General features: G+C 69.5%; 18 protein-coding genes. 8 read left to right on the top strand and 10 right to left on the bottom strand.

Annotated features, from left to right (window positions below):
• The first annotated feature begins 250 nt into the window (after nt 1-250).
• The 3 genes from ACFT32_RS18635 to ACFT32_RS18645 all read left to right on the top strand — a co-directional run bounded on the left by ACFT32_RS18635 (nt 251) and on the right by ACFT32_RS18645 (nt 4,100).
• Nucleotides 251-1,576, top strand: a complete 1,326-nt coding sequence (locus ACFT32_RS18635) for a PhoH family protein (protein ID WP_382490237.1) — start codon at nt 251-253, stop codon at nt 1,574-1,576.
• Nucleotides 1,577-1,995: 419 nt separating this feature from the next.
• Nucleotides 1,996-2,694, top strand: coding sequence for a transglycosylase SLT domain-containing protein (locus ACFT32_RS18640; RefSeq protein ID WP_382490239.1), 699 nt, complete (start codon nt 1,996-1,998; stop codon nt 2,692-2,694).
• Nucleotides 2,695-2,780: 86 nt separating this feature from the next.
• A complete protein-coding gene (locus ACFT32_RS18645) occupies nt 2,781-4,100 on the top strand; it encodes an AI-2E family transporter (protein WP_382490241.1) in 1,320 nt (439 codons plus the stop codon).
• Nucleotides 4,101-4,207: 107 nt separating this feature from the next.
• Here the strand turns inward: ACFT32_RS18645 and ACFT32_RS18650 are convergent, their stop codons facing one another.
• Both ACFT32_RS18650 and ACFT32_RS18655 read right to left on the bottom strand, forming a co-directional pair.
• The gene (locus tag ACFT32_RS18650) at nt 4,208-4,741 is read right to left on the bottom strand and encodes an alkyl hydroperoxide reductase (protein ID WP_193481179.1); all 534 of its coding nucleotides are present in this window, start codon (nt 4,739-4,741) and stop codon (nt 4,208-4,210) included.
• Between the two features lie 6 nt (nt 4,742-4,747).
• Nucleotides 4,748-5,302, bottom strand: a complete 555-nt coding sequence (locus ACFT32_RS18655) for a peroxiredoxin (RefSeq protein WP_189722998.1) — start codon at nt 5,300-5,302, stop codon at nt 4,748-4,750.
• A gap of 133 nt (nt 5,303-5,435) precedes the next feature.
• Between ACFT32_RS18655 and ACFT32_RS18660 the strand changes: the two genes are divergently transcribed.
• Entirely contained in the window at nt 5,436-6,386 is a 951-nt protein-coding gene (locus ACFT32_RS18660) for a LysR substrate-binding domain-containing protein (protein ID WP_382490243.1), read from the top strand.
• Nucleotides 6,387-6,439: 53 nt separating this feature from the next.
• Here the strand turns inward: ACFT32_RS18660 and ACFT32_RS18665 are convergent, their stop codons facing one another.
• From ACFT32_RS18665 to ACFT32_RS18685, 5 genes are all read right to left on the bottom strand, one after another.
• On the bottom strand, nt 6,440-8,779 hold the full coding sequence (locus ACFT32_RS18665) for an ABC transporter permease (RefSeq protein WP_382490245.1): 2,340 nt from the start codon (nt 8,777-8,779) through the stop codon (nt 6,440-6,442).
• Complete coding sequence (locus tag ACFT32_RS18670) at nt 8,776-9,465, bottom strand: ABC transporter ATP-binding protein (RefSeq protein WP_382490247.1); 690 nt, start codon at nt 9,463-9,465, stop codon at nt 8,776-8,778. Before ACFT32_RS18670 ends, ACFT32_RS18665 begins: the two co-directional genes overlap by 4 nt.
• On the bottom strand, nt 9,462-9,986 hold the full coding sequence (locus ACFT32_RS18675; RefSeq protein ID WP_010045868.1) for a PadR family transcriptional regulator: 525 nt from the start codon (nt 9,984-9,986) through the stop codon (nt 9,462-9,464). Before ACFT32_RS18675 ends, ACFT32_RS18670 begins: the two co-directional genes overlap by 4 nt.
• 113 nt (nt 9,987-10,099) lie before the next feature.
• Nucleotides 10,100-10,360, bottom strand: a complete 261-nt coding sequence (locus ACFT32_RS18680; protein WP_382490249.1) for a hypothetical protein — start codon at nt 10,358-10,360, stop codon at nt 10,100-10,102.
• On the bottom strand, nt 10,357-11,292 hold the full coding sequence (locus ACFT32_RS18685; RefSeq protein WP_382490251.1) for an SPFH domain-containing protein: 936 nt from the start codon (nt 11,290-11,292) through the stop codon (nt 10,357-10,359). The genes ACFT32_RS18680 and ACFT32_RS18685 overlap by 4 nt, the downstream gene beginning before the upstream one ends.
• 261 nt (nt 11,293-11,553) lie before the next feature.
• Here ACFT32_RS18685 and ACFT32_RS18690 point away from each other — a divergent pair, with 261 nt between their 5' ends.
• The 4 genes from ACFT32_RS18690 (at nt 11,554) to ACFT32_RS18705 (ending at nt 17,894) form a co-directional block, all read left to right on the top strand.
• Nucleotides 11,554-13,842, top strand: coding sequence for a transglycosylase domain-containing protein (locus ACFT32_RS18690; protein ID WP_382490253.1), 2,289 nt, complete (start codon nt 11,554-11,556; stop codon nt 13,840-13,842).
• Nucleotides 13,843-14,462: 620 nt separating this feature from the next.
• The gene (locus ACFT32_RS18695; protein WP_382490255.1) at nt 14,463-16,691 is read left to right on the top strand and encodes a glycoside hydrolase domain-containing protein; all 2,229 of its coding nucleotides are present in this window, start codon (nt 14,463-14,465) and stop codon (nt 16,689-16,691) included.
• Nucleotides 16,692-16,704: 13 nt separating this feature from the next.
• On the top strand, nt 16,705-17,154 hold the full coding sequence (locus ACFT32_RS18700) for a hypothetical protein (RefSeq protein ID WP_382490257.1): 450 nt from the start codon (nt 16,705-16,707) through the stop codon (nt 17,152-17,154).
• Entirely contained in the window at nt 17,151-17,894 is a 744-nt protein-coding gene (locus tag ACFT32_RS18705; protein ID WP_382490259.1) for a hypothetical protein, read from the top strand. The genes ACFT32_RS18700 and ACFT32_RS18705 overlap by 4 nt, the downstream gene beginning before the upstream one ends.
• Before the next feature lie 86 nt (nt 17,895-17,980).
• Here the strand turns inward: ACFT32_RS18705 and ACFT32_RS18710 are convergent, their stop codons facing one another.
• The 3 genes from ACFT32_RS18710 to ACFT32_RS18720 form a co-directional block, all read right to left on the bottom strand.
• Nucleotides 17,981-20,110 carry a SpoIIE family protein phosphatase gene (locus tag ACFT32_RS18710; RefSeq protein WP_382490261.1) on the bottom strand — a complete coding sequence of 710 codons (2,130 nt, stop codon included), beginning with the start codon at nt 20,108-20,110 and terminating at the stop codon, nt 17,981-17,983.
• Nucleotides 20,111-20,447: 337 nt separating this feature from the next.
• Nucleotides 20,448-21,140 (bottom strand): DUF402 domain-containing protein, encoded by a 693-nt coding sequence (locus tag ACFT32_RS18715; RefSeq protein WP_382490263.1) that lies wholly within the window; start codon nt 21,138-21,140, stop codon nt 20,448-20,450.
• Nucleotides 21,141-21,223: 83 nt separating this feature from the next.
• A complete protein-coding gene (locus tag ACFT32_RS18720) occupies nt 21,224-22,627 on the bottom strand; it encodes a class II fumarate hydratase (protein WP_382490265.1) in 1,404 nt (467 codons plus the stop codon).
• Nucleotides 22,628-22,659: the final 32 nt, after the last annotated feature.

A 22,659-nucleotide genomic window follows, 5' to 3' on the forward strand; every position in this document is an offset into this window, starting at 1 on the left:
TATGCCGTGGCATGGCGCGGCTCGTTCGAGGGCATAAGCCAGTCAGGTCGACGCCCGAACCACGGGTGTCGGATCTCAGCGGACGGCACGGGGCCGTCCGCCCGGGAGGCCCTTTGCACCAGCCCGATCGTGCGGTCACAGCACGGACGAAGAGGCGGAGGGCCGGTTCTCGGCCCGCGCAGGGCGGCCGACGACCGGTCCAGCTCCACTCCGTCGCTCCCCGACCTCTTCCGAGGGGGTACGTCCTTCCGTGGTGACCAGCGCAAAGCGCCACAAGCCAGACCGGCGCACCTATGTCCTCGACACCAGCGTTCTGCTGGCCGACCCCAACGCCCTGAGCCGCTTCGACGAGCACGAGGTCGTGCTCCCCATCGTCGTGGTGACGGAACTGGAGGCCAAGAGGCACCATCCCGAACTCGGCTACTTCGCCCGGCAGGCCCTCCGTCTGCTCGACGACTACCGGATTCGCCATGGCCGCCTGGATTCCCCGATTCCTACCGGGGACCTCGGCGGGACCGTCCGTGTCGAGCTCAACCACTCGGACCCCAGCGTGCTGCCCAGCGGCTATCGCCTGGGGGACAACGACTCCCGCATCCTCGCGGTCGCCCGCAATCTGCAGGCCGAGGGTTTCGACGTCACCGTCGTGTCCAAGGACCTCCCGCTCAGGATCAAGGCGTCGTCCGTGGGTCTCCTCGCCGAGGAGTACCGCGCGGAACTCGCCATCACGGACTCCTCCGGCTGGACCGGAATGTCCGAACTGACCCTGCCCGGCGAACAGGTGGACATCCTCTTCGAGGAGGGGCACGTCTACGTCCCCGAGGCCGCCGACCTCCCGGTGCACACGGGCCTCACCATCCAGTCGGAGCGCGGCAAGGCGCTCGGCCGGGTCACGCCCGAGGGCAACATCCGTGTCGTACGCGGGGATCGTGAGGCGTTCGGCATCAAGGGCCGCAGCGCCGAGCAGCGCATCGCGCTCGACCTGCTGCTCGACCCGGACGTCGGGATCGTCTCCATGGGCGGCCGGGCCGGCACCGGAAAGTCGGCGCTGGCGCTGTGCGCGGGCCTGGAGGCGGTGCTGGAGCGCCGTCAGCACCAGAAGGTGATGGTCTTCCGTCCGCTGTACGCGGTGGGCGGGCAGGAGCTCGGCTATCTGCCAGGCTCCGAGGCGGAGAAGATGAGCCCCTGGGCGCAGGCCGTGTTCGACACGCTGTCGGCGGTCACCAGCCGGGAGGTCATCGAGGAGGTCACCGCGCGCGGGATGCTGGAGGTCCTGCCCCTCACCCACATCCGGGGCCGCTCGCTGCACGACGCGTTCGTGATCGTGGACGAGGCACAGTCACTGGAAAGGAATGTGCTTCTGACCGTTCTGTCCCGGATCGGGGCCAATTCACGGGTGGTTCTCACTCATGACGTGGCCCAGCGGGACAACCTCAGGGTCGGCCGGTACGACGGTGTCGTCGCCGTCGTCGAGAAGCTGAAGGGGCATCCGCTCTTCGCGCACGTGACCCTGAACCGGTCCGAGAGGTCCCAGATCGCTGCCCTTGTGACCGAAATGCTCGAAGACGGGCAGATCTGACCGCCCTGCCCCAAGCAGTGGTGGTTACGCAGTAGTTGGCGCCGTCCGGAAAGGCGAAGAGCCTAGCCGGGCGGCGCCTTCGCGCGTGACAGTTTCCGTGAAACTCCTGGGTCAAACGGGATGTGAGCTTTCACACCCAACACAGAATTGCCTTGCCCCGTCGTGTTACGGCAGAGTCTCACTCCTGTCAGGCCCCGCATACGACACACCTGTACCCCCAGCGGTACGGCACCACAAAAGCATCAGCATCAACTGCATAGCGATGTCGTATGCCGCCCGCGCACCACGCGGCACTCCCTCCCGAGGGAGTTGCCCACCGGGCCCGTGCCTCCCGTGACCCGTAGTTGGGGAGGCCAGTGCCAGGGGCACGATTGCGTCCGCGAGGGTCACCGAAGCGGGCGATGCTGGAAGGAAACCGTGTGAGCCGGATCTCGGTCCGGGGATTCGCAGTGGCTTCGGCTACGGCGGTCACCGCTGTCGGAAGCGTCGTCGGTGTTGCCTCGGGCAGCACCGCGCAGAACAACGACGCCGAAGCGACGGCAAACGGCACGACGTTGCTCGCGGACATCCCCTCGGGTCAGCAGGCCCAGGTGCAGACCGCGTCGCTGACGCAGCAGGCCGACGTACAGGCCATCGCCGCCGATGTGAGCGCGAAGAAGGACGCCGAGGAGGCCGCCCGCAAGGCCGCCGCCGAGACGGCGATCGCGAAGAAGGAGGCCGCCGAGAAGGCGGCGAAGGCGGCGAAGGAAGCCAAGGAGCGCGAGGAGGCCAACGAGGCCGCCAGCCGTTCCAAGGACATCTCCGACATCCCCGTCTCGAGCTCCTACACGATCGCGCAGATCCAGGCGATGGCCCGGCAGATCGTGCCCTCGGGTCAGTTCCAGTGCTTCAGCAACATCGTGGACCACGAGTCCGACTGGAACTACAAGGCCGTCAACCCCTCCTCCGGGGCCTACGGCATGTTCCAGGCTCTGCCCGGCACCAAGATGTCGTCCGCCGGCGCCGACTGGCGGACCAACCCGGCCACCCAGATCAAGTGGGGCCTCGGCTACATGAACGACCGCTACGGCAGCCCCTGTGATGCCTGGTCGTTCTGGCAGGCCAACAACTGGTACTGAGCGACCCGGCCTTCGGCCGCTGTCATGCTTCGCGCGAGCCCCGCACCGTCGTACGGTGCGGGGCTCGCGCCATGTACGGTCGGATCATGTCGCGAGTGCCAGGGTGGCTCGGCCGGCTCGGCGCCGGACTGACCGAGATGAGCGAGCAGTGGAACGAGCGCCGCGCCGAGGCCGAACGCGAGCGCGGCGACGCCGAGTCCCGGACGGGGTCCGACGAGTACGTGCCGCCGCCCCCGGACTACGCGCCCGACGTTCCCACCCGGCCCGATCCCGCGCTGGCCGTGCCGTGGGGGGTGCGGGTCGCGGCGGAGGCCGCCTGGCGGCTGCTCATCCTCGCGGCCTCGCTGTGGGTGCTGATGCGGGTCATCAGCGCCGTCCAGTTGGTGGTGCTGGCGTTCGTGAGCGCGTTGCTGATCACCGCGCTGCTCCATCCGACCGTGGGCAGGCTGCGGCGGCTCGGCGTGCCGCGCGGGCCTGCCACCGCGCTGACCGCGATCCTCGGCTTCGTCATCATGGGACTGATCGGCTGGTTCGTGACCTGGCAGGTCATGGAGAACATCGACGACCTCTCGGGCCAGATCCAGGACGGCATCGACGAGTTGCGGAACTGGCTGCTGAACAGCCCCTTCCACGTCACGGACAAGCAGATCAACGAGATCGCCAAGAACCTGCGTGAGGCGGTCGGCGCGAACACCGACCAGATCACCTCGGCGGGCCTTGAGGGCGTGACGGTCGTCGTCGAGGCGCTGACCGGGATCCTGCTGGCGGTCTTCTCCACCCTGTTCCTGCTCTACGACGGCAAGCGGATCTGGGAGTGGACGCTGAAGCTGGTTCCGGCGGCCGCGCGGCCGGGAGTGGCCGGGGCCGGGCCGGCGGCGTGGCGGACGCTGACGGCGTATGTGCGGGGCACGGTGATCGTCGCGCTGATCGACGCGATCTTCATCGGGCTGGGGATCTACTTCCTCGATGTGCCGATGGCCGTGCCGCTGGCGGTGTTCATCTTCCTGTTCGCGTTCATCCCGCTGGTGGGCGCGGTGGTGTCCGGGGCGCTCGCGGTGGTGGTCGCGCTGGTCACCCAGGGGGTGTTCACGGCGGTCATGACGCTGGTGGTGGTGCTCGCGGTGCAGCAGATCGAGGGCCACATCCTGCAGCCGTTCATCCTCGGGCGGGCGGTGCGGGTGCATCCGCTGGCGGTGGTGCTGTCCGTCGCGTGCGGGGGGATGGTGGCCGGGATCGGCGGTGCGGTGGTCGCGGTGCCGCTGGTCGCGGTGACGAACACGGTGGCCGGGTATCTGCGGTCGTATTCACGGGAGTCGGCGCTTCGGCATTCGGTACGGCCGCGGGGCGCCACGGCGATGAGTGCCGAGCCGGCTGCCCCGGACCCGCCGTCGGAGAAGCCCAGCTGATCCGGCCAGGACATCAACGAGGACATGAAACAGGGCCCCGTCCACCATGCCCAGGTGACGGGGCCCTGTTGGTTCAATGCCCGCGGTTCATCGCCCGCGGCCGGGAGTTACTCCGCGAGGACCGCCTCGGCGTCCAGCGTCACGCCGACCGCCTGGATCACGGACGCGATCTTGAAGGACTCCTGGATGACGTCGCGGTCGACACCGGCCTTGCGCAGGACCTGCTCGTGGGAGTCGAGGCACATGCCGCAGCCGTTGATGGCGGAGACCGCGAAGGACCAGAGCTCGAAGTCGGCCTTGTCGACGCCCGGGTTGCCGATGACGTTCATCCGCAGGCCCGCGCGCAGGGTGCCGTACTCGTGGTCCGAGAGGAGGTGGCGCGTGCGGTAGAAGACGTTGTTCATCGCCATCACCGCGGCCGCGGCCTTCGCCGCCGTGTAGGCCTCCGGCGACAGGTTCGCCTTCGCCTCCGGCTCCAGCTCGCGCAGCACGATCGGGGAGCGCGAGGCGATGGCCGTGGCCAGCACCGTGCCCCACAGCTGCTGGGCCGGCAGGTCGGAGTTGCCGATGACCGAGCCCAGGTTGAGCTTCAGGTCTTTGGCGTAGTCCGGTATCGCGGACTTCAGATTGTCGAGGGACATCTCAGATCACTCCCCGGACAGCAGCGCGACGGGGTCCAGCGTCTCGTCGCCCTTGCTCCAGTTGCAGGGGCAGAGCTCGTCGGTCTGCAGGGCGTCGAGGACCCGCAGGACCTCCTTCGGGTTACGGCCGACCGAACCCGCGGTCACCATCGAGAACTGGATCTCGTTGTTCTGGTCCACGATGAACACCGCGCGCTTGGCGAAGCCGTCCTCGCCCTCGATGCCGAGGTCGCGCATGAGCTCGTGCTTGGAGTCCGCCATCATCGGGAACGGCAGGTCACGCAGGTCGTCGTGGTCCTTGCGCCAGGCGTGGTGGACGAACTCGGAGTCACCGGAGAAGCCGAGGACCTGCGCGTCGCGGTCGGCGAACTCCTCGTTCAGCTTGCCGAAGGCGGCGATCTCGGTCGGGCACACGAAGGTGAAGTCCTTGGGCCAGGCGAAGACGACCTTCCACTGACCCTCGTAGGTCTTGTGGTTGATCTGCTCGAACTCCGCGCCCTTCTCCAGCGAGACGCAGGCGGTCAGGTCGAACTCGGGGAACTTGTCACCGACGGTGAGCACACACTCTCCTTGCAGCGAAGAAAGACCCGGATTGCGGGTTTTTCTCAGGGGTTGGACTGTGTTGATGTTGGCACAACGTCGATTGATTACAGAAATAGCTACACTCGGTCGGGTTGATCGGAGGTAGTTATTAGTGACTGTGGGTAATAAGCGCAGGCAGCCCAGCCTCGCGCAGCTTCGTGCCTTCGCGGCCGTGGCCGAGCATCTGCACTTCCGGGACGCCGCCGGGGCGATCGGCATGAGCCAGCCCGCCCTCTCGGGTGCCGTCTCGGCGCTGGAGGAGACACTCGGAGTGACGCTCCTGGAGCGTACGACGCGCAAGGTGCTGCTCTCACCCGAGGGCGAGCGGATCGCCGTACGGGCCAAGGCGGTGCTGGGTGAGGTGGGCGCTCTGCTGGAGGAGGCCGAGGCGGTGCGGGCCCCGTTCACCGGGGTGCTGCGGCTCGGGGTGATTCCGACGGTGGCGCCCTATCTGCTGCCCACGGTCCTGCGGCTCGTCCATGACCGGTATCCGCACCTCGACCTCCAGGTGCACGAGGAGCAGACCGCCAGCCTGCTCGACGGTCTCACCAGCGGGCGGCTCGATCTGCTGCTGCTCGCGGTGCCGCTCGGCGTCCCGGGCGTGACCGAACTGCCGCTTTTCGACGAGGACTTCGTGCTCGTCACCCCGCTCGACCACCGGCTCGGCGGGCGCGAGGGCATCCCCCGGGAGGCGCTGCGCGAGCTGAACCTGCTGCTGCTGGACGAGGGGCACTGCCTGCGCGACCAGGCCCTCGACATCTGCCGGGAGGCCGGCCGCGACGACGTGCCGGTCACCACGACCGCCGCCGGGCTGTCCACACTGGTGCAGCTCGTCGCCGGCGGCCTCGGTGTCACCCTGCTGCCGCGCACCGCCCTCACGGTCGAGACCTCGCGCAGCAACCAGCTGCTCACCGGGTACTTCGCCGACCCGGCCCCCACCCGCCGGATCGCGCTGGCGATGCGGACGGGGGCGGCGCGCGGCGGCGAGTACGAGGAACTGGCGGCGGCCCTGCGGCAAGCACTGCGGCCGCTGTCCGTACGGGTCGTCGGCCAGGACGCCTGACGATCCGTACGGGCAGCGGGCAGCGGGCAGTGGGCAGCAGGCAGCAGGGAGTCCTACTCGGTCCGCAGACCGTCCGGCCGCATCAGCTTCCACAGCGGTGGCAGGCTCAGCAGGGTCACCACCAGCACGACCCCCGCGCCGATGCCGGTCATCGACAGCACGCTCGGCCAGTCCACCCGGACGGACGTGTCCGTCATCCGCAGCAGGACCGCGCCCAGGGCCATGCCCACCGTCGCGGCGAGCAGCAGGCCCAGACCGATCGGGATCGCCGTCTGCCACAGCACCGACAGGCTGAGCGTGCGGCGCCGGGTGCCGACGGCGACCAGCGACGACAGCAGCTTGCGGCGTTCGCGCAACTGCTCCAGCTGCGAGACCAGCAGACTCGCCCCGATCAGCGCCAGCACACACGCGGCGCCGACGGACAGGCCGGTGCGGATGGTGGCGTAGCGCTCGTTGCTCTCGACGCTCTGCCAGGTCATGGGCTGGGCGACCGGGTCGAGACGCGCGGCCGTGTTGAGCACGTACTCCTGAGCGTCCGGCACGGAGCGGTCGAGACTCAGATAGAGCTGCCCCGAGGCGATCGACGTGAGGTTCCCGGGCAGTGCGCTGGGCGTGATGAGGATGCCGCCGCGCCTGTTTCCGGTGGGGTCCTCGCGGGACTGGGCTTGCCGGATGTCCTGCGGCACGGTCCAGGCGGTCCAGCGATCGTCGGACGTGGTGGTGTCCCCGGGGTCTGCCCACAGGGTCCTGCCGGGCTTGGCCAGCTTGGCCGTGTCGGCGTCGTACTCCCCGCCCTCGACGGCGAAGACGTCACCGTCGCGGCAGGACGGCAGCGTGGCCACCTCGCGCAGCGAGGCGCAGTCGGCGACGGTGATCTGGGCGTAGGAGTCCCCGTCGTCGCCACGCTGACCGCTGAGATAGCCCTCGTTCAGCGCGGTGACCTTCCGTACCCCCTCGGTGTCGCGGAACTTGCCGGCCGCCGAGGCGAGTTCGACTCCCGGCGGCGCCTGCACCTGCATCTGGGCCCGGGAGACGTCGTACCGGGATGCCTTGGTGTACTGGCCCTCCACCCCGGCGAACAGCATCTGAAGGGCGATCGCCCCGGCCACCGCCACCGCGATGCCATTGACCATGCGGGCCGCCGTGCCGCTGCTCAACTGGAGCCTGCGGACCGCCAGTTGCCAGGCGACCCCGCCGGAGCCGAGCCGGGCGACGACCGTCTCCACGATCCAGGGCAGCAGGGCCGTGACGCCGACGAGCAGCAGCATGACGCCGCCGACGACCAGGTACTGGTTGAAGGACCCGTCGTCGCGGCCCTGCCCCACCATGGGGAAGAGCATCGCGAGCCCGCCCACCGGCAGCAGCAGCCGCCACCACAGCCGGCGGCGCGACGGCTTGGCCGTACGCACCACGCCCAGCGGCTCGATGACCACCCCGCGCAGGGCGAAGAGGGTCACCAGCACGGCGGCCGTCGGCACCGCGACCGCGACCAGTGCGGCCAGCAGGGGAGAGGGGTTCAGATAGCTCGGGAACACGCTGACGCGGAACACCTCCAGCGTGGCCGCCAGTTCACGCCCGAGCAGGAAGAACCCGGTGCCGAGGACGAGTCCCAGCACCGATCCGGCCAGCGCCTCGCCGGCCGCGATCCGCCGTGTCATCCGGCTGTCGGAGCCGACCAGCCGCAGTGCCGCGAGCCTGCGGTCGCGCCGCTCGCCGCCGAACCGCACGGCCGCGGCGATGAACACGGCGACCGGCATGAGCAGCACCACGAAGACGACCAGGACCAGCAGGAGCAGCACCGGGTCCCAGGGGTCGGACGACGCCAGGTCCGGGTTGCCGAAGTGGTCGATCCGGGCCCCGGTGACGCCCTCGAGCCGGTCCGCCAGTCCCTTGCCGCCCGCGAAATAGGCGAGTTCCCGGGAGCCGACGAGACCCTGCTCGCCGATGGTGCCCGTGACCTTGTAGTCCAGCCGCTCGCGCAGCAGCTTCCCCTCACCGGAGGCGAGCAGTTCCTTCAGCGCGGGGGAGACGACCATCTCGCCCGCCGCGGGAAACTTCGAGACGCCCGGCGGCAGCGGGGCCTTCGGACCGTCCGGCTCCAGCAGACGCCCGCGGACGTCCAGGTCGCGGAAGGTGGTGTCCGCGTCCAGGACGACCAGGGTGTTGTCGGCCTTCGGTATGTTCCCCTGGCTGAAGGTGTGGTCGCTGCGCGCCTCCTCGCGCCGGTCCCGCTCCGCCAGCGCGTTCGGGATGGCGGTGGTGAGCAGCAGCAGCGCCACGCCGAGCCCGACGCCGACGGCCGTGAGCAGCGCCCGGGTCCAGCCCTCGCGTCCTCCGGCGAAGGCGTACCGGGTTCCCATCGCCAGGTCCCGGCTCCACTGCCGTGCGCTCATACGACGCGCTCCATGTCCCGGGACTTCCCGTCGCGTACGACGATCTCGCGGTCGGAGTAGGCCGCCACCCGCGCCTCGTGCGTCACCAGCACCACGGCCGCGTTGGTGGACCGGGCGGCCTCGGTGAGCAGTTCCATCACGCGCTCGCCGTTGAGCGAGTCCAGCGCGCCGGTCGGCTCGTCGGCGAAGATCATGCGCGGGTTCGTCACCAGCGAGCGGGCGACGGCGACGCGCTGCCCCTGACCGCCGGACACCTCGCCGGGCCGCTTCTTGCGCAGCTCGTCGACCTCCAGACGCTCCATCCACGCCAGCGCGGTCCGCTCGGCCTCCTTGCGGGACGACCCGTTCAGCCGCAGCGGGAGCGCGACGTTCTCCACACAGGTGAGCTCCGGCACGAGCTGGCCGAACTGGAAGACGAACCCGAACTCGGAGCGCCGGAGCGCACTGCGCTCGGCGTCGCTCATCGAGGTCACCTCGCGCCCGTTGTACGTGATCGAGCCCGAGTCGGGCATGACGATCCCGGCGAGGCAGTGCAGCAGCGTCGACTTGCCCGAGCCGGACGGGCCCATCACGGCGACGACCTCGCCCGGGTGGATGGAGAACTCGGCGCCGTCGAGGGCGGTGGTCGGGCCGTACGTCTTGCGCAGGTCCCGGGCGGCGAGCAGCGAACCAGGAGGAATGGTCATCGGGTCACCGCCTCACGGAGCTTGTCCAGACGGGCCGCGGTCAGTTCCAGCCAGCGCAGGTCGGCCTCCAGATGGAAGAGGGCGTGGTCGCAGATGAGCTGGTCGGCCAGGTCGCCCTTGCGCTTGCGGTCGGTGAGGATCCGCATGCTGCGCAGGTGCTCGGAGCGCTGGGTGTCGAGGATGTCGGCGGCGTCGCGGTGGGTGAGCAGCGCGAGGACGACCTTGGTGTAGAGGGTCGACTGGAGGTACGGCTCCGGCTTCTCCGGCGTCGCGAGCCAGCGCTCGACGTCGGTGATACCGGCCTCGGTGATCGCGTACCGCTTGCGCTCGGGCCCGCCGCCCGCCTCGATGCCGTCGACCTCGACGAGCCCGTTCTTCAGCAGGCGGGACATCGTCGAGTAGACCTGGCCGTAGTGGAGCGGCCGGTCGTGACCGAACTTCTCGTCGAAGGCACGCTTCAGGTCGTAACCGTGCCGCGGGCCGGACTCCAGGAGCCCCAGAAGAGTGTGACCGATGGACATGCGGAGCACTCTACACACCGTGTATACGCCGCATGTATACGCCGGGTGTGCAGTCCATGGCGGGCGGTGCGGGTGTGCAGGTCGGGAGCTGTTGTCACGGTTCCGCAACAGCCTCAGGACGACGGGGATTCGGGGGCGGAGCCCCCGGGCGGACGACCGCGCCGGGGGATGGGCCCGGTCTCCCGCGGCAGGCGCCCCGCGTCGGCCAGCGCCTTCCGCAGCAGGAACTCGATCTGCGCGTTGGCCGACCGCAGTTCGTCACCGGCCCACCGCGCGAGCGCCTCGTACACCGCCGGGTCCAGCCGCAGCAGCACCTGCTTGCGCTGCTGCTGCGGCCGGCGCTGAGGGCCCGGACCCTCGGAAGGTGCGGTCACTGGTAGAGGGACCCGGTGTTGAGGACCGGCTGCGCGGCCCGGTCTCCGCACAGCACCACCATCAGGTTGGAGACCATGGCCGCCTTCCGTTCGGAGTCCAGCTCCACGATGTCCCGCTCGGTGATCCGGGCGATCGCGGCCTCGACCATGCCCACCGCTCCGTCCACGATCTGCCGCCGGGCCGCGACGACCGCGCCGGCCTGCTGCCGCTGGAGCATCGCCGAGGCGATCTCGGGGGCGTACGCGAGGTGCGTGAAGCGCGACTCGATGATCTGCACCCCGGCCGCCTCCACGCGCGCGTGCAGTTCGACGGCGAGCTTCTCGGTGATCTCCTCGGCGTTGCCGCGCAGCGAGAGGCCGTCCTCCTCGTGTGCGTCGTAGGGGTACTCGATGGCGATGTGCCGCACGGCCGCCTCGGTCTGGGTGGAGACGAACTCGATGTAGTCGTCCACCTCGAAGGTGGCCTGGGCGGTGTCCTCGACCCGCCACACCACGACCGCGGCGAGCTCGATCGGGTTGCCGTAGGCGTCGTTGACCTTCAGGACGGCGGTCTCGTGGTTGCGGACCCGTGTCGAGATCTTCGTGCGCGAGGTGAGCGGGTTCACCCAGCGCAGGCCGTCCTGCCGGATGGTCCCCCGGTAGCGGCCGAAGAGCTGCACGACGCGGGCCTCGCCGGGCGCCACCATGTTCAGCCCGCACATGGCCAGGAACGCCGCGATCGCGACCAGGATGCCGCCGATGATCAGGCCGGCCTTGGCGCCGGTCCCGTCCACCGCCGTGGCGGCGGCGATCAGCCCGGCGCCGGCCAGCAGTCCGAGCAGGCCGAGGAGCAGGGCGAGCCCGCCGCCGATGCTCTGCGCGGTGAACTCCCGTACGCGTGGGGCCGGCATCTCGGGCACGTCTGCGGTGACCTGTGTGTCGTGTGTGGACATGGGTGAATCCCCCGTTCTTCGCGCGGAGCCATCCTGCATAGCGTCCGTCTATCTAAGTGATATCACTTTATCGCGTCCTGGCAACCCTTCGGGTGTCTCGAACGTCGGTTCCGTTGGGATGGGTGCTGATTGTCACGTCCGCAAAGGGCCGGATCGGCAGCCCTATCTCTTATCTCCCGGTGTTAGCTTTCTGAGCTGACCTGAGCGGCGAACCTGTGTGACGCGAGTGCACACATGAACGAAGCGGAGCGGATCGGACCCATGGGACGAGCGGAAGAGAGACGCGCCCGACAGCGCGGTGGGCGCCGGGCGGCACCCAAGAGCCACCGTTCGTCGGCCGCGGCCGGGAAGAGCGGCATACGCAGGCTCTTCACCTGGAAGAAGCTCCTCGGCACCTTCCTCGGCCTGTGCCTGCTCGGCATGGGGGCCTTCATCGTGCTGTACATGGTGATCGACATCCCCGAGGGGAACGCCGACGCCAAGCGGCAGAGCAACATCTACAAGTACAGCGACGGCTCGATCATGGCCCGCGACGGCAAGGTCAACCGCGAGGTCGTCGACCTGTCCAGGGTCCCCAAGCAGGTCCGGCAGACCTTCGTCGCGGCCGAGAACAAGACCTTCTACAAGGACGCCGGCGTCGACCTCAAGGGCACCGCCCGCGGCGTCGTCAACACGCTCTCCGGCCGCGGCGCGCAGGGCGGTTCGACGATCACCCAGCAGTACGTCAAGAACTACTACCTGTCGCAGGAACAGACCGTCACGCGCAAGCTGAAGGAACTGGTCATCTCGCTGAAGCTGGACCGGGAGAAGTCCAAGGACTACATCCTCGCCGGCTACATCAACACCAGTTACTACGGCCGCAACGCCTACGGCATCCAGGCCGCCGCACAGGCCTACTACCGCACCGACGCCGAGAACCTCACCGTCGCGCAGGGCGCCTACCTCGCCGCGCTGCTCCAGGCCCCGAGCGAGTACGACTGGGCGGTCGCCTCCGAGGGCGGCAAGAAGCTGGTCAAGGCGCGCTGGAACTACGTCCTGAACAACATGGTCGGGGAGGGCTGGCTGAGCCGGTCCGAGCGTGACGCCATGAAGTTCCCGGTGCCGAAGGAGCCCAAGCCCGCCCCCGGCATGGAGGGCCAGAAGGGTTACCTGGTCAACGCGGCCAACGCGACCCTGAAGAAGCAACTCGTCGCCGACGGCACCGCGAGCAACCGCAAGGAAGCCGAAGGGATGATCAACGCCGGCGGCTGGACCATCACGCTCAACATCGACAAGAAGAAGCAGGCGGCGCTGGAGAAGTCCGTCCAGCAGCAGTTGACCAGCAAGCTCGACCCGAAGAAGCGCAAGGTCGACGCGGACGTCCAGGCCGGTGCCGCGTCCGTGAACCCGAAGACGGGCGCCGTGGTCGCGATGTACGGCGGCCAGGACTACTTCAAGCACTGGACCAACAACGCCACTCGCACCGACTACCAGCCCGCCTCCACCTTCAAGCCGGTCATCCTGGCCGCCGCCCTGGAGGAGCAGGCGAAGACGCAGGACGGCGAGCCGATCAACGCGCGCACGGTCTACGACGGCACGAGCAAGCGCCCGGTCATGGAGGACGGCAGCAAGGTCGGCTTCGCCCCCGAGAACGAGGACGACCAGGACTACGGGCCGATCTCCGTCCAGACGGCGATGAACAAGTCCGTCAACTCCGTCTTCGCGCAGATGGGCGTCGACGTCGGCATGTCCGAGGTGGTGAAGGTCGCCGGCAAACTCGGCATGGACACCGAGAACATGGAGGCCGTGCCCGCCCAGACCCTGGGCAGCATGGGCGCGAGCCCCCTGCAGATGGCCGGGGTCTACGCCACCCTCGACAACCACGGCAAGAAGGTCACCCCGGCCGTCGTGAAGTCGGTGGAGCACCGGAACCAGACGGTCGCCATGCCGGACCCGGTCGGCGACCAGGTCATCAGCAGGGAAGCCGCCGACTCGGTGACCTCGGTGCTGACCGGCGTGGTCGACGACGGCACCGCGCAGGCCTCCGTGCGCAACAACCCGGGGCGCGACGGCCAGCAGGTCGCGGGCAAGACGGGTACGTCCGACAACAACAAGTCGGCCTGGTTCACCGGCTACACGCCCGACGTGGTCACCTCCGTCGGGCTGTTCGGAGAGGACGACAAGCCCCCGTACAAGCACGTCCCGATGTACAAGGCGGTCGGCGAGCCCCGCATCGACGGCGGTGGCTTCCCGGCACGGATCTGGGCGGCGTACACCTTCGGCGTCATGGGTGACGTCACCAAGTTCGACCTGGACACCCAGCAGGGCGCGGCCGTCCAGCCGACGTGGACGCCCACGCCCACGCGGTCGGAGACCGAGGAGCCCACGCCGGAGCCGACGACCGAGGAGCCGTCGTCGTCCCCGCCGCCGACGACGGAGGAGCCGAGCAGCTCGCCGCCGCCGACTCCGTCGACGTCACCGCCGACCTTCACGCCACCGACGGCCCCGGGGACGTCACCGCCGACCGACGGCGACCCGTTCGACCCGGTCAAGCCGGGCGACGAGGAGTAGACGAGGAGCAGAAGACGCGAAGGGGCGCCCGGCATCATGCCGGGCGCCCCTCCTGCCGACTACGAGCTGGGCGTCTCTCTCGATGATGCCGATTGCCGAATGCCCGTCCTTTCGCAGGTCGGTGATGTAAAGGTGATCACCGTTTGCCACGAACTCTTGATTGAACGCCGGGCTGCCCGATCCTCCGGTTTCGGACAGTTTTCCGGCCTGAAGTAGCCTCCTCCCCGCCCTTCCGCTTCACGGTTCCTTCACCGCTGTGGAGTGGGCGAGCCGACTCGGCCACCTGTTCCGGAACCGTGTGCGGGGGCAGGTCGGATTCACGCCACGGCACCAACTGGCCCGGAAGTAAAGCCCTTGCTCCCCCCGCTCACGCTGTGGCTATGGTGATCACCAAATCCGGTGCACTGACCACGCCGCCGGAACGGGGGAGGTTCCTGATGTCGCCGTGCCGTCTGTCATGCGCACATCTTCTTCACAGTCGTGCCGCCGTGCCGCGCCTCTGAGTCGTCTCGCCTCCTGGTGAGGCCGTCCCTCGTCAACTCCTCCCGGTCCCACGCCGGATGGGGGTGCCGTCACGCTCCGGTACTCGGACACGACCCTTGTGAAGGAGACCCACGCCCATGGCCGATGAGATGGTGCGCAGAGCCCAGACGTTCCTCAACGCCACCTATGACGACGGTGCGAAGCTGGGCATATCGCGGCTCGTCGAGAACGGCGAGACCGGCTGGACCGTCATGTTCGCCCTCACCCGGGCGCTCCAGTACGAGCTGGGCATCTCCGGACTGTCGGACAACTTCGGTCCCGGCACGCTCTCCACGCTCCAGTCGAAGTACCCGCGCATCGGCGCTTCCGGGGTCCCGGCGAACATCATCCGGATCGTCCAGGCCGGCCTGTACTGCAAGGGGTACGACGGCGGCGAGATCGACGGCAAGTACAACGACCGTGTCCGCGACTCGGTGATCAAGCTCAAGAAGGACATGGGCGTCGACTTCGCCTTCCCCGGCGGTGAAGTGGTCCCGAAGGTGCTCAAGGGCCTTTTGAACATGGACCCGTACGTCACCGTCAACAACGGCTCCGCCCAGATCCGCGCCGTGCAGCAGTGGATGAACGGCGCATTCATCAACCGCCGGGACTTCTTCATCATCGCGTGCGACGGTCATCACTCCCGTACCGTCGCCCAGGCGATGCTCTACGCGGTCCAGTACACCATCGGGATGGCCGACGGAGTCGCCAACGGCGTGTTCGGCCCCGGCACCCAGGCGGGTCTGAAGGAGCACACCCTGTCGGTGGGCTCGTCCGGCACCTGGGTGCAGTTGTTCACCGGCGGCATGCTGCTCAACCAGCGGTCCGTCTCCTTCGGCGGCACCTTCACCGCCGCCCACGCCGACGCGGTCCGCTCGTTCCAGTCGTTCGTCAAGCTGCCCGTGACGGGGAAGGGCGACTTCTCCACCTGGGCCTCCCTCCTCGTGTCCTACGGAGACCAGACCCGCAAGGGCACGGCGTCCGACGGCGTCACCCGCATCACCCCCGACCGGGCCAAGGCGCTCAAGGCGGAAGGCATCACCGTCGTCGGGCGTTACCTGACCAACCCGATCCCCGGCGGCGGCAAGGTCCCCGAGAAGGAGATCCAGACCGGCGAGCTGCAGACCATCGCCGACCAGGGGATGCGCTGTTTCCCGATCTACCAGACCTTCGGGCGGGGCGCGGAGGACTTCAGCTATCCCCTGGGCCGAGCGGCCGGACAGGCCGCGATCAACGCGGCACTCGACCACGGCTTCAAGCCGGGAGCGAGGATATTCTTCGCGGTCGACTTCGACGCCTACGACTACGAGGTCACCGACAACGTCCTGCCCCACTTCAAGGGCATCGAGGACGCGATGCGCGACGACGGCAACCGCTACGGCGTCGGTGTCTACGGGCCTCGCAACGTGTGCACCCGTGTGTCGGAGGCGGGCCACGCCTCCGCGTCCTTCGTGTCCGACATGTCCTCCGGATTCTCGGGGAACTTCGGCTATCCGCTCCCCGAGAACTGGGCCTACGACCAGATCGTCACCAAGACGGTCGGCTCCGGAAGCGGTTCGATCAACATCGATGTGAACATCGCCTCCGGGCGTGACACCGGTCAGGGGTCGTTCAACCCGCCGAGAGGTGTCAAGCAGGACACCCTGCTGCACCCCGACGTCACCACGGCCATGCAGACGGACGTCGGCAAGTACATGGAATCGCTCGGTTTCCCCCTCGACGGCGGCACGCGCAGCTGGCAGCACTGGAAGTGCTTCGAACGGACCGTCACCGCGCACGACGAGCTGATCACCAACCTCTCCCGCAGATACAACATGCGCAAGGCGCTCATCCAGACGACCGCCTACTGGGAGATGCGGCACATCACCCCTCAGGACGAGGCGGCCTGGCTCGCGGTCATCACCGCCTTCAACACGACGCGCCAGTACATCCGTGAGACGTCCACGGGCATCGCCAAGCAGCGGGCCGGCACTCTGATCGGCGCCTGGAACCACGCCCTCGACAAGGGATACTCCTCGGACCAGCCGCGCCGGGACGCCTCGAAGGACGAGGACAAGTACAACGCCTGGAAGCAGGCCTACGACAGCGAGACGTTCGCCCTCACCAGCGTCGCCATCATCCACATGTGGGACATCGACGGTAAGCCCGGCGGCGACGACGACTCCCCGGCCCTGCGCAAGCCGACCCTCGGCTACACGGACACCGAGATCTACGAGGTCCTCCGCCGGTACCAGGGCCCCGGCGAGCCCGCGATGACGGAGGCCAAGAAGCGGATGGGGCTGTACTACGTGATGGAGAAGTACAACTCCATCTCCCGCAACTACTAGCAGGGGAGCACACATGTCGGGAGACGAGCCCTACGCCGCCCACGACGGCGCGCTGTTGCTGGTGCTGCTCCTGGCCTGCCTCATCACGGTGCTGCCCCTCACCGTCCACGGGATCAAACGCCTGATACGAGCCGCGCGGAGGAAGGAGACGTTCACGGCCCGGTCCGCCGCCGTGCTGGCCTGGGACGCGACGATCGCCATGTACACATGGGGACTCCTCCATCTGTTCCTCCTCGACGACTACGCCCGGTCCCAGGCCTGCCGCGACTCGGTCGGGGACAAGCTCAGTGGCTACGCGCCGAGTTTCGTCCCGTTGCACTTCGGTTGCCGAACCAGCGACGGGCGTGTCGTCGAGGCCCTCATCCCCTCGTACATCAACCCGGCAGTCGCCGTACTCGGGGTCTGCTCCCTTGTCTTCACCGGACTCGCCATCGCCCACCACAAGAAGGACACCGACACGTGACAACCGACCTGTCCCGCCGAAGTGCGCTGCGCCGTGCCGCCTTCATCGCCGCGGGCGCGGCCCTCGGCTCCTCACTGCTCTCCTCTCCCGCCCGGGCCGCGTCCCCGGGCCCGGATCCGGACAAGGTCCGGGAGGCGGTACGCAAGGCGCAGGAACGCAACAAGCGACTCCTGACCGGTGTCCCGTCGACGAACGGCTGGGAGATGGAGAGGACCGCGGACGACCGCGGGCACATCTACACCAGACCCGTCCCCGGCACTCCCGTCGACGGCGTCCAGACCCGCATGGGCGATGTCGAGACCGTCCTCGTCCATGTGATCCGCCGCTTCCACTACGAGATCGACGAACTCCGCCGGGGCGACGTCACCGGCTGGCGCCGGCCCTCGGCGGTACGCAAGGGCCTGGCCGAGTCGAACCAGGCCTCCGGCACGGCCGTGCAGATCCGGCCGGGTTACTACCCCTCCGGGGTGCGGGGCGGCTTCTTCCCGCAGCAGACGGTGGTGATCCGGGACATCCTCGCCGAGTGCGACGGCGTGGTCCGGTGGGGCGGGGACGACAAGCACCCGGACGAGGCGCTGTTCTACCTCGACGTCGAGCCCGGTGACGCCCGGCTGGCGGCGACCGCGGCGAAGATCCAAGGCTGGGAATGGGCTCCCGGCAAGGGCGCCGGTTCCGGCGCCGACCCGCTCCAGCCCTCGCGGAAGCGTTCCGCCGAACGCCTCGCCCGGCAGCAGTCCTGAACCGAACGGTGGCCCGCACGGTGTGACGGGCTACGACGACGGGCCGGTCCCCGCGGTGCGGGGACCGGCCCGTGCCGTGTGCGCGCTCAGCCCCGGTTCAGCTCGAACCAGACCACCTTGCCCGTGCTCAGCCGCGTGGCACCCCAGCGCCGGGCCAGCCGGTTCACCAGATACAGCCCGCGTCCGCCCTCGTCGGTGGCGCGGGCCTGCCGCAGGCGCGGCAGCTGCGGGACGTCGTCCCCCACCTCACAGCGCAGGACATCCGTCCGCAGCAGCCGCACCGTGACCGGCCGGGAGGCGTACCGCACGGCGTTGGTGACGACCTCGCTGACCAGCAGCTCGACGGAGTCGCTGAGTTCCTCGAGGCCCCAGCGCTGCAGCGCGCGCCGGGCCAGCCGGCGGGCCCGGCCGGGGGCGGCGTCCTCCGGCTCCAGGAACCAGTACGCCACGTCGCTGGGCGCGATCCCGTCGAAGCGGGCGGCGAGCAGCGCGATGTCGTCGTCCCGGTCGCCCGGGCCGAGCATGTCGAGCACCTCGTCGCAGAGCGCCTCCAGGGGCGGCGGATGGTCGGGACCGGTGAGCTGCGCGGTCGCGGCGAGCTTCTCGCGCAGCTGCTCGATGCCGGTCCACACGTCCCTGAGGCGCGACTCCACCAGGCCGTCGGTGTACAGCACCAGGGTCGCGCCGGCGGGCGCGTCCAGTTCCACCGCCTCGAAGTCGACGCCGCCGACCCCGATGGGGGCGCCGGCCGGCACCCGCAGCACCTCCGCGCGGCCGCCCAGATGGAGCAGGACGGGCGGCGGGTGGCCGGCGTTGGCGATGGTGATGCGGTGCGATACCGGGTCGTAGACCGCGTAGAGGCAGGTCGCCATGCGGTCCACGCCGAGGCGCTGGGCCTGTTCGTCGAGGTGGTGCAGGACCTCCTGCGGCGGCAGGTCGAGGCCCGCGAGGGTCTGGGCGGTGGTGCGCAGCTGGCCCATGATGGCGGCCGAGGTCATGGAGTGGCCCATGACGTCACCGACGACCAGGGCGACCCGGCTGCCGGGCAGCGGGATCGCGTCGTACCAGTCACCGCCGACGCGTGCCGTCTCCGCCGCCGGCAGATAGCGGGAGGCGAGCCGCACACCGGTGGGGCGGGGCAGCGTCTCGGGCAGCATGGTGCGCTGCAGCTCGTCCGCGATGTACGCCTCGCGGCCGTACAGCACGGCCTTGTCGATGCCCAGGGCGCTGTGCGTGGCCAGCTGGGCGGCCACCAGCAGGTCGTCCGGTTCGAAGGCGATGCGTTCGGGGCGGCGCAGGAACAGGGCGGCGCCGATGACCCGGCGCCGGCCGCGCAGCGGGGCGAGGATCGCCCGCTGTCCGTCCGGCACGGCGAATTCGCCGCCCTCCCCGAGCAGTTCGGGCAGCGCGGCGCGGGCCGCGGGAGCGTCGGTGAAAACCGGGCGCACGCCCCGCAGGACCTCGGCGAGCGCGCTGCCGGGCCGCACTTCGCACAGCTCCGCGCCGACCGTGTCCAGCTCGTCCGGTTCGGGCTGGGTGGCCGGCTGGAAGCCGTTCTCGGTGTCGCGCTCCGCCGGTATCCGGTCGGTGCGGCGCAGCCGCAGCACCAGCGGGCCGGTGGGCCGCTCGTCGCCGACGGGCAGCGGGTCGCGCAGATAGACCAGGATCGCGTCGGAGAAGGTGGGCACGGTGGCCCGGCACAGCCCCATCACGATCTCGTCGAGATCGATGCCGCGGGCGATCCGCCGGGTGGCGGCGCCGACGAACCGGAGCCGGTCGCCGTCCCGCCGCATCGGCGTGGGCCGGCCCGGCGGCAGGCTCTGGCCGCTGCGGCGCTCCTGCCCCTCGGCATTCGGCGCCGGCCGGTCCTGCTCGTCGGCCGGCTGGACCGGAATGCCCTCGGGGGAGGGGCGCGGCCGCGGGGTCTCGCGCTCGGCGGTCTGCTCGGCACCCGGCTGGGAGTGCTCGGAGGCGGGGTCGCTCACGGTGTCCTTGCCCTTGCCGAACGGCGTGGAGGTGCCCGGCTCCGAGGTGCCCGGCGTGGTGTGCGCCGTCGTGACCGGAACGGTGACGTCGCCGCCTGAGCGGCCCTGTACCGGTAAGGCGCCCGAGCCGGGCGTGCGCGCCGGTGTCGAGGTATGCGCGAGCGCCCCGCGGGGATCCGCGGGGTCGATGCCCGTCTGCGGGCGTTCGAAGGAGGTCGGCTGCTCCGTCACGCGTGTCGAATCCGTCCGTCCGGGGCTGCACGCCAGAGGTGCAGGTGGTCCCGCCGAAACTCCGATACCCGGAATACGTGCCCCAGGAACGGAATTCCCGCGTGGTCAGAGGTTGTTTCTGTGCCACCGGCGGACCGTCTGCGGCCCTCAGGGGCCCGCTGATGGCCCCCAGGGCCCGTGGAGCAGGCCCTGCCGGTGTTGCCCTCGTACCCCTCGCTCACGTCCTGCCGCCCCTCGGTGACGATCGGTCAAGCCCAGCGCGTGCTCCGGTAGTTGCCGCCGCGCGCCCTTGCGGAGGACGATCCTACGTTTCTTGCCCGGGGGCGCATCAAGGGTCTCATGAGGACACATGCGCGGGCGTACGATCCCAGTCCTCCGGCAGTGACGGTACCGCCCAGGACGGATCCGGGCGCCAGTGCTGCCAGCCTTCCGAGAACGGAGGCCCCCACGCGCGGATCACCTCCACCGCGGCCTGCCCCGCCGTTCGTACCTTTTCCGCCTGTTGGTCGTCCATCAACCCGTCCCGCCGGGCCTGGGCGAACTCGTCCTCGTCCCGCCAGTGCCAACTTCGGTCCGGATGCACGGAAATATCCAGGAAATGGTCCACGGAGTCCACGCCGCCCTCCCAACGGGCCAGCGGCTCCTCCAGGTTCACGTACCAGTTCTTGAACTGCCAGCCCGGATCCCAGAACAGCCACACCGACCAGGGCTCGCCGGGCCGGGCCAGCTTCAGGACACCCGTACCGAACCACCGGTCGCGCTGCACGGTGCGCGGCTTGGTGTAGCGCGACTCCAGCGGCTCCAGGTGCACGGGGGTGCCGTCGGCGAGCACGGGCTTCACGCATTCGGTGCCGGGCGCCAGCCACACGGCGAGCAGATCCGCGTCGTCCCGTACGACGGTGACGGGACGCACGATGTGCAGATGCGCGCCGCCGTTCTCCCGGTACCGCCACAGGATCCGGCTCCCTGGAGCCCAGAAGCCTGCCGCACCACCCGTTTCCACGCGTCTCACCGCTCCACCCTCTGCCATGCACAGATATTAGGTGCCATAGGCATACGACGCTGCGGCGCGTGTCATGGTTCACGCGCCGGGCGTACTCGCTCCTCGAATCGTCACGGGTGTGTCATCCGCAGGACATCCAGTGCCTCGTCGAGCTGCTCCCCGGTCAGATCGCCGCGCTCCACGTACCCGCCGTCCAGGACGACCTGACGGATGGTCTTGCGCTCGGCCAGTGCCTTCTTGGCGACCTTCGCGGCCTCCTCGTACCCGATGTACTTGTTGAGCGGTGTGACGACGGAGGGGGAGGACTCGGCGTACTCCCGCGCCCGCTCACGGTTCGCCGTGACGCCGTCCACGGTCCGGTCGGCGAGCAGCCGCGAGACGTTGGTGAGCAGCCGGATCGACTCCAGGACGTTCTTCGCGATGACCGGCAGCATGACATTGAGCTCGAAGTTGCCGGCGGCGCCCGCCGTGGCCACGGTCGCGTCGTTCCCGACGACCTGGGCGGCGACCATCAGCACGGCCTCCGGAATGACCGGATTCACCTTGCCGGGCATGATCGAGGAGCCGGGCTGGAGGTCGGGCAGGGCGATCTCGGCGAGGCCGGTGCGCGGTCCCGAGGACATCCACCGCAGATCGTTGGCGATCTTCGTCAGCCCGACCGCGATGGTCCGCAGCTGCCCGCTGGTCTCGACGATGCCGTCCCGGGCGCCCTGCGCCTCGAAGTGGTCACGGGCCTCGGTGACCGGCAGCCCGGTCGTCCGGCCGATCTCCTCGATCACGGCGGCGGAGAAACCGGGCGGGGTGTTGATGCCGGTGCCGACGGCCGTGCCGCCGAGGGGCAGTTCGGCGAGCCGGGGGAGGGACGCCTCGAGCCGCTCGATGCCGTACCGCACCTGGGCGGCGTATCCGCCGAACTCCTGGCCCAGCGTCACGGGGGTGGCGTCCATCAGATGGGTCCGCCCCGACTTCACGACATCGGCGAACTCCTCGGCCTTGCGCGCGAGAGAGGCCGAAAGGTGCTCCAGGGCGGGGACGAGATCGCGGATGACGGCGGCGGTGGCGGCGATATGGATCGACGAGGGGAAGACGTCGTTCGACGACTGGGAGGCGTTGACGTGGTCGTTGGGATGCACGCTCCTGCCCAGCCGCTCGGTGGCCAGGGTGGCGATGACCTCGTTGGTGTTCATGTTGGACGAGGTCCCGGACCCGGTCTGGAACACATCGACCGGGAAGTGCTCGTCCCACTTCCCCTCGGCCACCTCGGCGGCGGCCGCCTGGATCGCCTCGGCGATCTCCTTGTCCAGGACCCCGAGCTCGGCGTTGACCTTGGCCGCGGCCCCCTTGATCCGGGCCAGCGCCTCGATGTGCGCCCGCTCGATGCGCTGCCCGGAGACGGGGAAGTTCTCCACGGCCCGCTGGGTCTGGGCCCGCCACTTGGCGTGGGCGGGCACCCGCACCTCGCCCATGGAGTCGTGCTCGATGCGGTACTCGGTCCTGTCCTGCTCGTCGGTCATCGACGATCACCTCCACGTGGCACAGCGTCCGC

This window comes from Streptomyces sp. NPDC057002, assembly GCF_042673825.1.
Lineage (GTDB): Bacteria > Actinomycetota > Actinomycetes > Streptomycetales > Streptomycetaceae > Streptomyces.

Excerpts from the sequence above, each read along its gene's own strand:
- ACFT32_RS18645 (WP_382490241.1), top strand. The coding sequence starts at position 2,781 with ATGTCGCGAGTGCCAGGGTGGCTCGGCCGGCTCGGCGCCGGACTGACC.
- ACFT32_RS18650 (WP_193481179.1), bottom strand. The coding sequence starts at position 4,741 with ATGTCCCTCGACAATCTGAAGTCCGCGATACCGGACTACGCCAAAGAC.
- ACFT32_RS18665 (WP_382490245.1), bottom strand. The coding sequence starts at position 8,779 with ATGAGCGCACGGCAGTGGAGCCGGGACCTGGCGATGGGAACCCGGTAC.
- ACFT32_RS18670 (WP_382490247.1), bottom strand. The coding sequence starts at position 9,465 with ATGACCATTCCTCCTGGTTCGCTGCTCGCCGCCCGGGACCTGCGCAAG.
- ACFT32_RS18675 (WP_010045868.1), bottom strand. The coding sequence starts at position 9,986 with ATGTCCATCGGTCACACTCTTCTGGGGCTCCTGGAGTCCGGCCCGCGG.
- ACFT32_RS18685 (WP_382490251.1), bottom strand. The coding sequence starts at position 11,292 with ATGTCCACACACGACACACAGGTCACCGCAGACGTGCCCGAGATGCCG.
- ACFT32_RS18690 (WP_382490253.1), top strand. The coding sequence starts at position 11,554 with ATGGGACGAGCGGAAGAGAGACGCGCCCGACAGCGCGGTGGGCGCCGG.
- ACFT32_RS18695 (WP_382490255.1), top strand. The coding sequence starts at position 14,463 with ATGGCCGATGAGATGGTGCGCAGAGCCCAGACGTTCCTCAACGCCACC.
- ACFT32_RS18700 (WP_382490257.1), top strand. The coding sequence starts at position 16,705 with ATGTCGGGAGACGAGCCCTACGCCGCCCACGACGGCGCGCTGTTGCTG.
- ACFT32_RS18715 (WP_382490263.1), bottom strand. The coding sequence starts at position 21,140 with ATGGCAGAGGGTGGAGCGGTGAGACGCGTGGAAACGGGTGGTGCGGCA.
- ACFT32_RS18720 (WP_382490265.1), bottom strand. The coding sequence starts at position 22,627 with ATGACCGACGAGCAGGACAGGACCGAGTACCGCATCGAGCACGACTCC.